The sequence below is a fragment of the Natrinema gari JCM 14663 genome, assembly GCF_000337175.1.
Lineage (GTDB): Archaea > Halobacteriota > Halobacteria > Halobacteriales > Natrialbaceae > Natrinema > Natrinema gari.
Window position 1 is genome coordinate 102154 of sequence record NZ_AOIJ01000051.1, and the last position, 14369, is coordinate 116522.

The window sequence follows — 14369 nt, forward strand, 5'->3', positions numbered from 1 at the left end:
TATAATGTTTTAATTGTAAAAAGATATTGGTTAGAAGAAGGGTGCACCATCACTGAACATCCGAGCGGGTCCTAGTCAAGAGGAAAAAGATGCCAGCGACAGCGAACAAGAAGTCGAAGACGAAGAGAATCAAGAGGGCTTCGAGTGGACTGTTGGCGAGTGGGAGATCACTGACGACGTTCCTCCCAAGGATAATGGAACGGGCGACATCGACCCCGTACGTGACGGGGTTAACCAAGGCCACCGGCCGAATCCATTCGGGAAGCGCATTGACCGGGAGAAAACTACTAGAGAGAAACAACAGCGGCAACTGGAGGAGATTGGCGACGAGGGTGGTCGACTCTTGGTCCTCGGTGAGCACCGCCAGTGCGTTCGAGAAGGCTAGATACCAGCCAGAGAACACGACACCGACACCGACGACGCCGAGTATTCCGAGGGTCCCCGTTTTGATCTGTGTGCCGAGCAGGAGACCAATCACAACGACGATCGCTATTTGCACGACGATCCGGGCGAAGTCGGCGATGATCTTCCCAAGTAACATCGCCGACGGCCGCATCGGCGACGCGAGAATCTTCTCGAACATGCCGGTCTCTATGTCGTTGACCAAGCCGACACCCGAAGAGACAGCGGAGGCGAGCGCTACTTGCATGATGATGGCTGGCAAGAGGAACGACTCATAGCTGATGCCAGGGATAGTGTCGTTCACGGCTGTACCGGCCACGTTGCCAAAAACCGTCAGGAACAACACGAGGAATACCAGTGGCTGGATGAGCGACACGGCCAGCACGAATGGATTACGAATGGCCTTCAGTCCCCAGCGTTTCGTGTTGACTACCACGTCTCCGCCGAACGAGTTCCCAGATAGTTCGTCGGTCACGCCAACCCCTCCCCAGTGACAGCGAGGAACACGTCGTCCAATGTTGGTTTACGGATGTCAAATCCCACGACCGAAATACCAGCTTCGTCAAGTGTGACCAGCAGCATCGTCCCGTGTTCCCGAACACTGTTTCCTGTGACGCTGATCCCGTTATCAGTCTCCTCAATTGCGTTACTGTTGAACGGACCGAGATCGCGAGCAATCTCCGCGGCCCGGCGTCTCGCGCTCTGATCTCCGGTGAGTTCCACATCTAGAATCTCATCGCCGCCCCGCCCCTTCAAATCGTTCGGGCTACCCTTGACTATAACAGACCCGTCCTGTACGAGGACCAGTCGGTCACATAGCTTGTCGGCCTCTTCGAGGTATTGGGTCGTCAATACAATCGTCGTTCCTTGGTCATTGATTCGTTGAAAGTAGTCCCACAGTCGGTCACGCCCTTCTGGGTCAAGGCCGGTGGTCGGCTCGTCGAGAAACACCACTGGAGGTTCATGGACCAGCGCCGTTGCTGCGTCAAGACGCTTTTGCATTCCGCCGGACAGTTTATCGGCTGGCTTGTCGGCCACATCTGCGAGGTCAACCAGCGACAACAGAGTCGAAATCCGCCGGCCCCGCTCGTCGCGTGGGACACCGTACGTTTCGCAGGCGAATCGCACGTTTTCCTCGACAGTAAGCTCCGGATCAACGACTGTTTCTTGTGCCATGTAGCCGATCGATTTGCGAACATTACGGCTATCGGTCCGTACGTTAAATCCGTTGACCCGCACCTCGCCGTCACTCGGAGTTAGTAGCGTTGCCAACACTTTGATCGTCGTTGTCTTGCCTGCGCCGTTCGGGCCGAGGTAGCCGAAAAACTCTCCCTTTCTGACAGTCATGTCGATACCGTCGACTGCTGTCGTCCCGTCGGCGTATGTCACACGAAGCCCCCTCACATCGATGGCCGAGTCCGTTGACTCTCCTTCAACCTGTTTTCGACGTTCTATATCACACATCATTAATATAAAATAGATGATGAGGATATTTTATGGCTTGAGGCCGGTATGAGTGCGCGGGAAGTGTGTCACCGATATGATACTCGGCATATTCAGCAGACCCTGTACAAGTCGCTCCCATCCGACGCCGAATCCGGAGGTTCGCTCGTAGTCATCAAACCGCCGTGCACGAATGTACGGCTCATAGTCCTCGCGGGGCAAATTGAAGAGATCTGCCTTCTCCTCTACGTCTTCAAGTTGGGCAACTCGCTCGCCAGTTCCAACTGTCTCTCGGTAGCCCGGCCAGATGAAGTCAGCGTTCTTCGCCACTCGCGGACCGTCGGTATCTTTTTCAGCATGGTAGAACGGTACCTCCAAGAGCGGATACTCTTGGACAGCTACGATTTTCCCATCGAAGAGTTCGGTTAGTCGGACTTCTTCCCAGTCGCTGAAGTGGGCTTCAGTGAACTCCTCGTACTTTTTGTCGCCAGTGTCCTCACGGAGCAGCGACAGCGCCTCGTCGAACGTTACCCGCCGAACAGGATCGTCCCTCAGCTCCTCCAGTTCCACTATCTCGTCGTGACCGAGGAACTGTTTGAGATCTGATCGGCCTTCGTCGAGTAGTCGATCAAGAATCTTCACGAGAAGTTCTTCAACGATTTCCTCGTTGCGCTCCTGTCCGATCTGGCCCTCGTACTCAATGTGGTGGAACTCGGAGAGGTGCGTGTTGTCAGCTTCTTCCTTCCGGAACGAGTTGTAGATCGAGTGGACCTGATCGACTCCTTGCTGGGCGAGCGCGAGTTCGAGATAGACCTGCGAGGACTCCGAGAGGAACGCTGTTTTCTCCATATCGAACCACTCCAGCGTAATTGGGCTGGTTTCTTCCGTGTAGTCGATAGTCTCGGAGCCAAACACTGCGCCTGGGGAAGAGATAAGGCGCGTGGTTAGCGGCAACAGGGTGTACTTTGAGCCAAGTTCATTGAAGTATTCTACCGTCGCTTGGTAGATGTGGTGATTGACATTCGAGAGGTGAGACCAGTGCTCTTGTTCGTGAAGTTGGTACTGCCGGTCGCTGATTCGCTCGAGGAACCGATCATCGCCCTGAATGTCTTCTATCGGATCGAAGATCTTGTTTCCCTTGTAGCTAATCGTTCCGTCTCCACTTGTCGAGTACGCCATGTCTGGAATTTAGCTATTCAATTAATTAAATTTTACTTTGTATACATACATATATAGCCTTCGGATTTACATCCCAATGATAATTCAATAAAACCATTAGTAAATCAGCCACATATATACTTCTGTACACTCAGGGCAATGCGTTCAGCTGTATTGTAGTTTATATGTTTTATATATAGATAGATTTCGAACAATATTTTAACGAGTGATGTGTAATAAGTCGGTATGAGAAGTTATGACCCGGGTGTAATAGAAGAGAAGTGGCGACAGCGGTGGGAGAAAACCGGTCGCTATCAGTCCGACCCCAACGACGAGGGCGAAGGAGTACTAATTACCGTTCCGTACACATATCCGAGCGGCGGGATGCATATAGGGCACGCGAGTACGTACTCAATCCCGGACGGAATCGCTCGGTATCACCGAATGAAGGGGGAGAACGTCCTTTATCCGATGGGTTGGCACGTCACTGGGACGCCGATCGTCGGTGCTGTCAATCGACTAAAAGAGGGCGAAGAAGCCCAAATCTCTACTCTTCGAGATACATACAACGTGCCCGAATCAGACCTCGAATCCCTCGAAACGCCAATGGGATTTGCACAGTACTTCATCGAGAACTATTATAAGACAAATCTTCGGGCCCTCGGAGTGTCTATTGACTGGCGACGCGAGTTCACGACACACGACGAGCGATACCAGCGATTTATCCAGTGGCAGTACCAAACTCTTCAAGATCGAGGATTGTTGGAGCAGGGACTTCATCCAGTCAAGTACTGCACGAGTGAAGATCAGCCGGTGACGACTCACGACATTCTAGAAGGGGAGCATGCGGACTTTCAGGAGTACACCCTCGTCAAGTTCCAAAGCGATGATTCATTGGACGAGGCAGTCGTTCCAACGTCGACGCTCCGTCCCGAGACGGTTCGGGGAGTGACAAACGTGTATGTGAACCCGGATGTGACGTACGTCCATGCAGACGTGGACAGTGAGTCGTGGCTCGTTTCGACGGAGGCGGTCGAGAAGCTTCAGCTGCAGGAACGCGACATCTCAGTCACGAGGGAGATTTCCGGCGAAGAGTTGGTTGGAACTCGCCTTACGAATCCAGTCACCAATGAGTCGATACCAGTGTTTCCGGGCGAGTTCGTCGATCCGAACGGAGGGACTGGCGTGGTAATGTCGGTTCCAGCCCACAGCCCGGACGACTGGCTGGAGCTACAACGTATTCAGTCGGACGAAGAGTACCTGGCCGAGTACGGCCTCGACCCCGAAGTCGTTCAATCCATTGATCCGCAAACGGTCGTCTCGACGGAAGAGTACGGTGAGATTCCAGCGCGCGACGTTGTCGAACGAAACAACATCTCGTCGGTCGACGATGCTAAGTTGAGCGAGGTCACCGAAACACTGTACGAACGTGAATACCATCAGGGTCGTCTTGTAGATAGTTACGACGACAAGTACGCCGGAGAAGTTATCGAAGAGGTTCGTGACCAACTCCGTGCAGAGTACAAAGCCGATGGAATCGCCGATTCGCTATACGACTTCGCCGAAGAGGTGATCTGTCGGTGTGGTGGCAAGGTAGAGGTCGCAAAACAGGATTCGTGGTTTATTCGGTACAACGACGAGACATGGAAGCAGAAGACGCGCCAGGCGGTCGAGCAACTCGAACCGGTACCTGAAAGCACTCGCGAACAGTTCCATCATGCTATCGGTTGGCTCGAAGAGTGGCCCTGCATCCGAAACTTCGGGTTAGGAACGCCACTTCCAGCCGACGAAGACTTCATAATCGAACCGTTGTCAGACTCGACTATCTATCCAGCGTTCTATACAATCGCCCACCGGTTGCAGAATATCCCGCCTGAGGCGCTGGACAAAGAGTTCTTTGACGCGCTGTTCTTCGGGCTGGACGCGGTCGATGATCCCGACGAGCGTGCCTTGGACCTGCGTCAGGAGTGGCAATACTGGTATCCGGTAAACGTGCGATTGTCAGCGAACGATTTAGTCGAGAACCATCTTACGTTTTACCTCTACCATCACGCGGAACTGTTCGACAAGTCGATGTGGCCGGAAGGTATCACCATAATGGGAATGGGCCTGTTGGAAGGTCGTGGGATGAGCTCTTCAAGCGGACACGTCGTCCTGCCGGACAACGCTGTCTCGAAGTATGGCGCGGACGCCGTCCGGCTGTTCCTGTTTAATAGCTCGGAGCCGTGGCAGGATTTTAATTGGAAAGAAGAATCCGTCTCTTCAGCGAGAGATCAGATCGAGAGCTTCTACGAACGAGCGATGGAAGTCATTGAGATGCCGGAGGGCGAGCAGTCGTTAGAGCGTATCGACCGATGGTTACTCTCGAAGCTCCAAGACGCCATCCGGGAGACGACATCAGCGATGGAGAACTACGAGACCCGCTCAGCGAGTCAGACAGCGCTATATCAGATGAACAAACATCTCCGATGGTACCGGCGTCGGACGGACCTCGACCGACCCGGCGCACGCTGGACGCAACGGCAGGTGCTGGAAACGCAACTCCGACTTCTTGCGCCCTTCGTCCCGTTCATCACGAACGAGTTATACGAGCAATTGACTGGCGAACCAGTAGAGGATGCGAGTTGGCCGACAGTGAACGAAAAGTTCGATGATGAGCGTGCCAAACTCCAAGAAGAGTTGATTCGAGACTTGACCGACGACATACGAGACATCGAGAGAGTCACCGACACAGATCCTGACACCATCACATTAGCGCTCGCTGACAAGTGGAAACACGAGGTTTTCGAGACCGTCGTAGCGGCGGACTTCGAGACAAACGCGGCGATGGAAGAGTTGATGACCACTGATGAAACGCGCAAACGTGGTGACGCAGTCAGCGACCTCGTCTCACAGTTCGTTGACCGTTTCCGTGGTCGCGACGAGGCAGAGCTTGCACTGTTGACCGACATAAACGAGAGGGATGTCTACGAATCAGCTGTCGAGTTCCTCGCCAACGAATTTGGCGCGAGTGTCCAAATCGATGGCGGTGATGTTCCTGACGCGGACGCAGAAAAAGCCGATCCGTTCCGGCCTGCCGTCCACATCGAGTAACGGCACTCGCAACACATCGTTCGCGTCAACCAATCCAGCCTCGCACCAAAAAACAGCAGACTTAACGGTCAGTCGTCAGTTGTTGACCGGACTATTGGTGAACAGTTCGGCTTCGTATCCCGGATCCTCGCGATATATCAGCAACGAGTACCGGAGGGGTTGTAGATTCTCACGGAATAAAAGCAAGTATTCTCGGTACGTCTCATTGATTAGTTCGCGGTCGTCCCGATCGAACTCGGAGAGGTCACTCTGTTCGAGGATCTCGTCGGCGTATGCTTCGACTGCCGACTCTGGGGCGAAATCGAATTCGTATTCGGAATCATGATACAACCTGAGGTCGGACCGATCGAAGAATTCCCGCCAGTGGTCGCGAGTTGTTACGTCGATGTGCGTCCCAATGGCATCACGCACGTCGGCCAACAACTCTTCATCTGGCTGTCGGACATAGTACATCGGTAATGCAACGAGGAACCCGCCTGAACGAAGGACGCGTCGGTACTCTTCAAGCGCAGCCTCAGTATCACCAACGTACGACGTGACGTTGCCGACGAATACTACGTCAAACGTTTCGTCATCGTACGGTAGGTTCGTCGCATCTTCCTGTTCAAATGAAATGTTCTCGTCGGCGTTAAGATTCTTGGCTCGGCGTTGGGCTTCCGTGAGGCTCTCCTCGTTGATGTCGATAGCCGTTACCGAACAGCCAATGAGTCGCGATAATTCAATGGCAGTGAAGCCAGTACTCGTTCCCACTTCCAATACCTCGTCGTCGACAGTAAGTAGGGTTCGCTGAGCCGCTTCCGTCACTGACTCGATCCCGCCAGGTGGACGGTTTGTCTCGTTGACGATCCCGATGATATCCATGTAATTTGGCTCCTCTATATCCATATTTGGTAATTGTTGAGAGAATAAATATAATTAACGATTTAGCAACAACAATACAGGATGGCCACTGTCTCAGTACCTCCTCAGCTAGCGTCTGTCTATCGAGCAGCTGATGCGGTCTCTGGTGGTCATAATAATGCACGAACTATTCAATCCATTCGCGTGCGCTGTCAGCAAGCCGATGTACCCTGTTCCAGACTGCACCGTGAGAGCGCTCAACGCCTAATTCAGTAGGATCGTTGTATATTCCGAATAGACAACCAGTCTGGTGGAGGCGAACGGCCTTTGGAACGTTCGCCGTCCGCTCGTTTTCCCAAGGTTCTTCTAAATCTTCGTTGTATCCTCCGTTAAGCAGGTCTAGTGAGCATTAGCCCAACTCAACGGCCTGTTCACTTCTCAAACTGGCTCAACTAGACAGTTCCTAGACTACTAATGTTTCAGGAGAGATATGGGACACGACACGGGCAGCTCAAGGTAACACCGACGCGATTGATGGGATGCCAATAAGGTTAACGGGCGCGAGTAGCCATCTTCAAGCAATGCCAGTCGTCGACGAGAACGAGAAGAACCCGTACCTCCGAGACCCGCCGAGCGACTTCGCGCCTGTCGAAGAACTCTCGGAGACGGCGGCCCGCGAGCAGGTCGACCGACTCCGCGAGGCCGTCCGGGAGCACGATCGACGGTACTACGTCGAAAGCGAGCCGCTCATCGCCGATCGAACGTACGACGCCCTGTTCGGCCGCCTGCGCGAACTCGAGGCGGAATTCGACCTCGATCACCCCGACAGTCCCACTCGAAGCGTCGGCGGCGAGCCGATTGAGGAGTTCGAGACGGTCGAGCATGTCGCGCCGATGCTCTCGATCGAGGGGAGCGGCGACATCGAGGACGTCCGCGAATTCGACGACCGCGTGCACCGAGACGTCGGCGACGTCCGCTACGTCTGTGAGCCCAAATTCGACGGCGTCTCCATGGAGTTCGTCTACGAGGACGGCCGCCTCGAGCGCGCCGTGACCCGCGGCGACGGCCGCGAGGGCGACGACGTGACCGCCAACGCGCGCACGATCGGTTCCGTCCCGCAGCAACTCCACGGCGACTATCCCGACTTCCTCACAGTCCGGGGCGAGGTCTACATGCCCAAGGACGCCTTCCAGGCGTACAACCGCGAACGCATCGAGCGCGGCGAGGATCCCTTCGCCAACCCGCGGAACGCGACCGCCGGCACGATCCGCCAGCTCGACCCCTCGGTCGTCGCCGAGCGCCCGCTCGCGGTCTTCTACTTCGATGTCCTCGAGGCCAGCGACCTCGCGGACAGCCACCGCGCGGCACTCGAGCGGTTCCCTGACTACGGGCTGCGGACCAACGACCGCGTCGAGGTCGTCGCGGACATCGAGGACGCGATCGACTACCGCGACCGGCTGCTCGAGGCCCGGGACGACTTGGACTACGAGATCGACGGCGTCGTGATCAAGGTCGACGACCGCGAGGCCCGCGAGGAGTTGGGGCGAACGGCCCGCCACGACCGCTGGGCGTTCGCCTACAAGTTTCCCGCCCGTGCGGAAGTAACGTCGATCGCCGACGTGGCGGTCCAGGTCGGCCGAACCGGACGGCTGACTCCCGTCGCCCTGCTCGAGCCGGTCGACGTCGGCGGCGTCACCGTCTCGCGGGCAAGCCTCCACAACCCCGAGGAGATTGCCGAGAAAAACGTCAATATCGGCGATACGGTTCGGGTCCAGCGGGCGGGCGATGTGATCCCGTACGTCGAGGAGGTCCTCGAGAAGGGCAGCGAGGGCCACTACGAACTCCCCGACGCGTGTCCCGTCTGTGACAGCCCGGTCGAGCGCGACGGTCCGATGGCGTTCTGTACCGGTGGCCTGGGCTGTGATGCCCAACTTCGCCGATCGATCGAGTACTACGCGAGCGACGACGGCCTCGACCTCGAGGGGCTCGGCGAGAAGAGCGTCCGCCAACTGGTCGACGCCGGCCTGCTCGAGTCGGTCGCGGACCTCTACGCACTCGAGCGCGAGGACCTCACCGAGCTCGAGGGCTGGGGTGAGACCAGCGCCGAGAACCTGTGCGCGGAGATCGAGGCCAGCCGCGAACCGCCGCTGCCGGACTTCCTCTCCGCGCTGGGCATCCCCCTCGTCGGCCCGACGACAGCCCGCGAACTCGCCCGCGAGTTCGGCAGCTTCGAGGCCCTCCGCGAGGCCGCCGAAGCCGAGCCCGAGCGACTCGAGGGCATCGACGACGTGGGCGAAACCGTTGCCGAGACGATCCACGAGTTCTTCCTGAGCGAGGCCAACGCCGCCGTCGTTGACGACGTGCTCGAGCACGTCTCCCCGCAGGCGGTCGCGATCGACGAAGGCGACGAACTCGCCGGCCTGACGTTCGTCTTCACCGGCTCGCTCGAGGACATGACCAGAGGCGAGGCACAGGACCTCGTCGAGACCCACGGCGCGAACGCGACGAGCAGCGTCTCGGGAAACACCGACTACCTCGTCGCCGGCGAGAACCCGGGGGCGACGAAGCAGGACGACGCGCGAGACAACGACGTCCCGATTCTCGACGCCGCCGAGTTCCGACGGCTGCTCGAGGAAAACGGGATCGACAGCGAGTGACCGCCCCGACCGAATCGTCGTCAGCGAGCCGACGACCGCCGAAGCGCGCGGGCTATTCGATTCGGACGAGTCGCCCGTTCCAGCATTCCTGACACGTCGTCTCGTTGGTCCCGTCCGTACACCCGCAGTTCGAGCATCGATAGATCCGCTGTTCCCGTTTGACCCGATACAACCGCCGTAAGTACTTCTTGAGGCGCTTCACGTGGATCAGTAGCATGCCAGCTACGCCCCCGAACAGTCAGTGTCGGAGTATACCGATCCGGCCGCGAGGACTGACGACAACCGCGGCCTCACCCGCGACGGCTGAGAACCACGGCGACAGCGATGCCCGCGGCGACGACCCCGATCACCGTCGGGACGAGCCGTCCGGAGCCCCAGTCCCAGCCGAGGACCTGCGTGCCGACGATGGCGACGAGTGCGACAGCAACGCCGATCCCCGTGACGATCGGGGACGAGTTCCGGCCGAGCGAGAGTGCCATACTGTAACGGAGACCGTCCAACGGCATAAATCCGGGCGTGGAAGCCGGCACGGTGCTCAGGCCGGCACCCGCTCGGCGATCACCGCCAGCGACTCGCGTCCCCTGACTTCCCCCTCGAGTTCGGGAAGCGTCACGACCTCGAGATCCGGAAACGTCGATCGAACCGTTGCGAGCCGAGCCTCGTGGCGCTCCCGACGCGACCGACAGCGCGGACAGCCCTCGTAGGGGTCCTCGAGGACGCGGTTCACGAGCAGCCGTTCGACCGGCACGCCGGCCTCGCGGAGCCGATCGACGAGCCGTTCGGATTCGGAAATCGCCATCGATTCCGGCGTGAGGACCACCCGGAACTCGGTCCGTGCCGGATCGACGAGGAGGTCGCGGGCGCGCTCGAGGCGGGCCTGAAACGCTTCCAGACTCTCATCTTCGTCGTCACTGTTGCCGGTCATCATCGACATCGGCCCCAGGACGGCCGTTCGGGCGGCATTGCCGATCCGCTTTGCCTGCCCGCGAAGCGACCGCGCCGTCTCGAGTGCCAGTCCCAGTACCTCGGGCATGTCGAACAGCCGCAAGGTGTGACCCGTCGGCGCGGTGTCGAAGACGATGGTGTCCCACTTGCCCGCGTCGACGTACTCGACCAGTAAATCGAGCGCCGCGATCTCGTCGCTGCCGGCCGGCGCACCCGTCGCGAAGAGCCGTTTGACCTCCGCATCGGACAGGCTGATCCCGGCGCTCCGGAGGTCGGCGGCCAGCGCCCGCGCCAGTTTCTCGTACCGCTCGCGTTGAGTCTCGGGATCGATCTCGACGGCCCACAGGCCGCCCGCCGGATCCGTATTCGCGGCGGGTGCCGTCGCAGTGTCGCTCCGCTCGAGGCTGACGGGAGCCGCGAGTTCGGTCGGTTCCGAACCGATGTCGGCCTCGAGCGAGTCGGCAAGCGAGTGCGCGGGATCGGTCGAAACGACGAGCGTCTCCCGGCCGGCGGCGGCCAGTTTGAGAGCGGTCGCGGCCGCACAGGTCGTTTTCCCGACGCCGCCCTTGCCGCCGTAGAAGATGCAGTCGGTCACGACCGTGCGTACGACGGCTGCGACCGTAAACGAAGTCCCCTGCGGAAAACGGGTCACCGACGCGTGCCGGGGACGAACTGCGATGGTTCCGCGATCAGATGTCGCCGCGATCGAACAGGTAGAGCGCGACGACAAGCGGGACGACGATCCAGAACAGCAGGATGGCGAGGGAGAACCAGTCCTGCAGATAGAACGGGAGCCCGTTGGGGAAGGCGGCCTCGTTGAACGTCGTCCCGATGTTCTCGCCCGAGAGGCCGCTGAACAGCGTGATGGTGTTCTGATACGCGGTCCCCGGATCGATCATATCGATGAACAGCGCCCAGTCGGGCAACCGAGTCATCTCTCGTTGCTGGCCGGTGAGGGTCGTCGTCATGTAGCTGACACCGTCGATGTACCCTCGCCGCATCAGGAGTCCCAGTGCGGACCGGATCGAATTCCAGACGATGTAGAACAGAACGAAGACCCCGAACATCGCCGCGCCGGCCATCGTCGTCGACCGCGTCACCGACGAGAGCGAGACGGCGATGCTCATGTACGCCAGTCCGTACAGGATCGTCATCGCCAGAAAGGCGACGTACGCGGGGAACGAGAACTCGGTGACGGCGAACGCGACGGCGAGCATCCCGATGACGAAGCCGATGCCGAGCGACAGCGAGAGCACCGCCGTTCGCCCCAGTAGCTTGCCGACGAGGACGTCCTTCCGGGAGTGTGGCAGCGACAGCAAGACCTTGATGCTGCCCGTCTCGCGTTCGCCGGCGATCGACTTCCAGCCGAGCACGAGCGCGATCAGCGGAATGACGAGCTTACACACCTGGCTGATGAGGCTGATAAACCCGAGCGTCGTCAGTTCCTCGGGCTCCGCCCACGCGATAAAGCCGGCCAAGGCGGCCATCAGCGTGAAGAAGAACACGCTCAGCCCCCAGAACAGCCACGACCGGACCGAATCCTGGAAGTCCTTCTTCGCGATCGCGCGGACGCTCTCGAGGGTGAGCGAACTCGATGCCGAGCCGCCCGCGGCCGCCGGTTCGGTGCCGGTCCCGGCCTGGGAGGTCATCGCGCGTGCACCCCCGTGTCAGTCGTGTACGATTGGAAGACATCGTCGAGCGACGCTTCGGTGGTCGAGAAGTCCCGGACCTCGATGCCGCGGTCCTCGAGCGTCGAGAGGACGGCGGTCTTCGAGCCGTCGACCGTGACGACGATCGTCGGCGGCGTCCGGTCCTCGACGGTGGCGTCGCCGACGTCCGGCAGCGATCGGACCGCCTGGAGGGCGTCGTCGTCGATTCGATCGACGGTGACCCGCAGCGTCGTGCCGCCCTCGACGGAGTCGCGCAGGCCCTCGACGGAGTCGACGGCGACCATCTCGCCGTCGCGCAGAATGCCGACGCGGTCACAGACCGCCTCGACCTGCTCCATGATGTGACTCGAGAAGAAGACGGTCGCGCCCCGTTCGTTCTCCTCGCGGACGATTTTCCGCATTTCGCGGGCTCCGTTGGGGTCGAGGCCGGTCGAGGGCTCGTCGAGGATCAGCAGGTCGGGTTCGCCGACCAGCGCCATCGCGAGCATGAGCCGCTGGGCCATCCCCTTCGAGTAGCCGCCGGCCTTCTTGTCGATGGCGTCGACGAGGCCGACGCGCTCGAGCAGCCGTTCGGGCTCGGTATCGGCGTTTTTGGATTGGATGGCGAACTCGAGGTGTTGGCGGGCGGTCAGGCGGTCGTACAGGTCGACGCCTTCGGGGAGAACGCCGGTTCGGTGCCGGATCGCCCGGCTGTGTTGCTGGGCGTCCATTCCGAGGACGCTGACATCGCCGGACGTCGGGCGGGCGAAGTCGAGCACGATGTTGATCGTCGTCGACTTGCCGGCCCCGTTGGGACCGAGGAAGCCGAACACTTCGCCCTCTTCGACCTGGAAGGACAGATCGTCGAGTGCGAGGGTCTGACCGAAGGATTTGGTCAGATTGTCGACTGTGATAGCGGGCATAGCTGTGTGGTCGCAGTGTTGCCCGAAAAGGTTTGTGACATCACCGCTATCGGGGAGATCGACGAAATACGTTCTTTCGGAACCTCTGTCCCGTTATTTCTCCACAGTTCTCGTGGATGAAACCCCTATATCGGATCGTCGGGATCGTACCGCTGTGCGGTCCGGTCGGCTTCCTCGGCGTATCGCTCCCGGGTCTCCGCGTCGGGTACCGGCTCGAGTTCGGCTTCCGGAATGTCGGTCGCCGCGGTCACCGCAGGCCCGGTCCGCAGCGCCGTCGACGACCGCTGGCGCTGCTGGAACCGCGATCCGTCCGGGGTCGCGTAGACGAGTGTCACGAAGTCCCGATCACCCAGTTCCCGTTCGACGAGCCAGCACTGTATCGTCGAGTCGCTCATACCCAGCGGGTTGGCAGTCGAGCATCGAGAATGTACCGAGTCGGTTCCGCACGAAGGCAGAGCTTACGCGGTCGAACGGGCACCGACGTACTTGGCGGTCGGCGTCGGAGGAGTGACGACTACCGATGGCGCGAACCCGACGCGAGCGCGTCGAGCAGTGGCGCGATCACGTCGACGAACTCTGCCACGAGGGGGAGCACGTCGAACACCGGACGGACCTCGCGGACGCCACCGTTGCCGTCACGAACCAACGCGTGCTGGCGTTGACGGCCGACTCGAGCGACAGGGCCTTTCGCCACGTCGATCGGCCGAACGTCGGGACCGTCTCCGTCGAAACCAGCGCGCGGGTGAGCCACCTCTGTGCGGGACTCGCCGCGGCATTCGTCGGGGTCGGCGTCCTCGAGGTGGCGACGAACGGCAGCGGGACGACGCTGGGTCCGGCCGTCGATCTCGATTCGGTTCCGGGGCCGACCGCGCTGACGCGGCTCGCCGAGAGCGCGGTCGCGGCCGTCGAAACGATCCTGGAACTGGTCGAGTGGGGCGTGCTCCTGGTCGGCGTCGCCGCGCTCGCGCTCGCCGTCGGTCTCGTCGGCTCCTATCTGCGCTCGCGGTCACGGCGGCTCGTACTCCGAGTGAGCGGCGGCGATGACCTCGTGTTGCCGGTCGGCGACGCGGAATTGGGCGACGGAGCCATCGCCGACCTCGAGCGGGCGATTCGGCCGGGATCGGGGTCGGAACTCGCGGACGCGGGCCGGCGCGACGGTGATCGAGCGAGCGAGGAGCGGTGCGCCGATCGCGACCGGACGGCCGGTGACGGGATCGAGGCCGATGAGTCAGGCTGAAGCCTCCCGCCTCCGTAGGCCC

The 14369-nt window shown here is 59.9% G+C and carries 12 protein-coding genes and 2 pseudogenes; 3 read left to right on the top strand and 11 right to left on the bottom strand.

Translation table 11 applies throughout. From position 1 onward, the window contains the following. Positions 1–49: 49 nt before the first annotated feature. The 3 genes from C486_RS10315 to C486_RS10325 are packed head-to-tail and all read right to left on the bottom strand — an operon-like array spanning position 50 to position 3024. Entirely contained in the window at positions 50–877 is an 828-nt protein-coding gene (locus C486_RS10315) for an ABC transporter permease (RefSeq protein WP_008455836.1), read from the bottom strand. Continuing rightward, entirely contained in the window at positions 874–1869 is a 996-nt protein-coding gene (locus tag C486_RS10320) for an ABC transporter ATP-binding protein (RefSeq protein WP_049910411.1), read from the bottom strand. Before C486_RS10320 ends, C486_RS10315 begins: the two co-directional genes overlap by 4 nt. Before the next feature lie 27 nt (positions 1870–1896). Beyond that, complete coding sequence (locus C486_RS10325; RefSeq protein WP_008455839.1) at positions 1897–3024, bottom strand: amino acid--tRNA ligase-related protein; 1128 nt, start codon at positions 3022–3024, stop codon at positions 1897–1899. Between the two features lie 225 nt (positions 3025–3249). Here C486_RS10325 and leuS point away from each other — a divergent pair, with 225 nt between their 5' ends. Then, on the top strand, positions 3250–6096 hold the full coding sequence (gene leuS / locus C486_RS10330) for a leucine--tRNA ligase (protein ID WP_008455841.1): 2847 nt from the start codon (positions 3250–3252) through the stop codon (positions 6094–6096). 75 nt (positions 6097–6171) lie between these two features. Here leuS and C486_RS10335 read toward each other — a convergent pair whose 3' ends face one another. From C486_RS10335 to C486_RS22315, 3 genes and pseudogenes are all read right to left on the bottom strand, one after another. After that, positions 6172–6981 carry a class I SAM-dependent methyltransferase gene (locus C486_RS10335; protein WP_049910413.1) on the bottom strand — a complete coding sequence of 270 codons (810 nt, stop codon included), beginning with the start codon at positions 6979–6981 and terminating at the stop codon, positions 6172–6174. 70 nt (positions 6982–7051) lie between these two features. Next, positions 7052–7147: pseudogene (locus C486_RS22820) on the bottom strand (IS6 family transposase); the annotation flags it as partial. Then, positions 7145–7333 (bottom strand): annotated as a pseudogene (locus tag C486_RS22315) (IS6 family transposase); the annotation flags it as partial. The pseudogenes C486_RS22820 and C486_RS22315, both read right to left, overlap by 3 nt. A 184-nt stretch (positions 7334–7517) precedes the next feature. Between C486_RS22315 and ligA the strand changes: the two are divergent. Further along, positions 7518–9593 (top strand): NAD-dependent DNA ligase LigA, encoded by a 2076-nt coding sequence (gene ligA / locus C486_RS10340; RefSeq protein WP_008455849.1) that lies wholly within the window; start codon positions 7518–7520, stop codon positions 9591–9593. A gap of 290 nt (positions 9594–9883) precedes the next feature. Here ligA and C486_RS10345 read toward each other — a convergent pair whose 3' ends face one another. The 5 genes from C486_RS10345 to C486_RS10365 all read right to left on the bottom strand — a co-directional run bounded on the left by C486_RS10345 (position 9884) and on the right by C486_RS10365 (position 13505). Next, the gene (locus C486_RS10345) at positions 9884–10072 is read right to left on the bottom strand and encodes a hypothetical protein (protein ID WP_008455852.1); all 189 of its coding nucleotides are present in this window, start codon (positions 10070–10072) and stop codon (positions 9884–9886) included. A gap of 56 nt (positions 10073–10128) precedes the next feature. Then, a complete protein-coding gene (locus C486_RS10350) occupies positions 10129–11133 on the bottom strand; it encodes an ArsA family ATPase (protein ID WP_049910449.1) in 1005 nt (334 codons plus the stop codon). A 94-nt stretch (positions 11134–11227) separates the two neighbouring features. Beyond that, entirely contained in the window at positions 11228–12187 is a 960-nt protein-coding gene (locus tag C486_RS10355; RefSeq protein WP_008455856.1) for an ABC transporter permease, read from the bottom strand. Next, complete coding sequence (locus C486_RS10360; RefSeq protein WP_008455858.1) at positions 12184–13110, bottom strand: ABC transporter ATP-binding protein; 927 nt, start codon at positions 13108–13110, stop codon at positions 12184–12186. Before C486_RS10360 ends, C486_RS10355 begins: the two co-directional genes overlap by 4 nt. 125 nt (positions 13111–13235) lie before the next feature. Beyond that, positions 13236–13505 carry a hypothetical protein gene (locus C486_RS10365; RefSeq protein ID WP_008455863.1) on the bottom strand — a complete coding sequence of 90 codons (270 nt, stop codon included), beginning with the start codon at positions 13503–13505 and terminating at the stop codon, positions 13236–13238. A gap of 125 nt (positions 13506–13630) precedes the next feature. On the opposite strand from C486_RS10365, the gene C486_RS10370 reads away from it, so the two are divergent. Beyond that, complete coding sequence (locus C486_RS10370; RefSeq protein WP_008455865.1) at positions 13631–14347, top strand: hypothetical protein; 717 nt, start codon at positions 13631–13633, stop codon at positions 14345–14347. Positions 14348–14369: the final 22 nt, after the last annotated feature.

Excerpts from the sequence above, each read along its gene's own strand:
- ligA (WP_008455849.1), top strand. The coding sequence starts at position 7,518 with ATGCCAGTCGTCGACGAGAACGAGAAGAACCCGTACCTCCGAGACCCG.
- C486_RS10320 (WP_049910411.1), bottom strand. The coding sequence starts at position 1,869 with ATGATGTGTGATATAGAACGTCGAAAACAGGTTGAAGGAGAGTCAACG.
- C486_RS10365 (WP_008455863.1), bottom strand. The coding sequence starts at position 13,505 with ATGAGCGACTCGACGATACAGTGCTGGCTCGTCGAACGGGAACTGGGT.
- C486_RS10370 (WP_008455865.1), top strand. The coding sequence starts at position 13,631 with ATGGCGCGAACCCGACGCGAGCGCGTCGAGCAGTGGCGCGATCACGTC.
- C486_RS10335 (WP_049910413.1), bottom strand. The coding sequence starts at position 6,981 with ATGGATATAGAGGAGCCAAATTACATGGATATCATCGGGATCGTCAAC.
- C486_RS10325 (WP_008455839.1), bottom strand. The coding sequence starts at position 3,024 with ATGGCGTACTCGACAAGTGGAGACGGAACGATTAGCTACAAGGGAAAC.
- leuS (WP_008455841.1), top strand. The coding sequence starts at position 3,250 with ATGAGAAGTTATGACCCGGGTGTAATAGAAGAGAAGTGGCGACAGCGG.
- C486_RS10355 (WP_008455856.1), bottom strand. The coding sequence starts at position 12,187 with ATGACCTCCCAGGCCGGGACCGGCACCGAACCGGCGGCCGCGGGCGGC.
- C486_RS10360 (WP_008455858.1), bottom strand. The coding sequence starts at position 13,110 with ATGCCCGCTATCACAGTCGACAATCTGACCAAATCCTTCGGTCAGACC.
- C486_RS10345 (WP_008455852.1), bottom strand. The coding sequence starts at position 10,072 with ATGGCACTCTCGCTCGGCCGGAACTCGTCCCCGATCGTCACGGGGATC.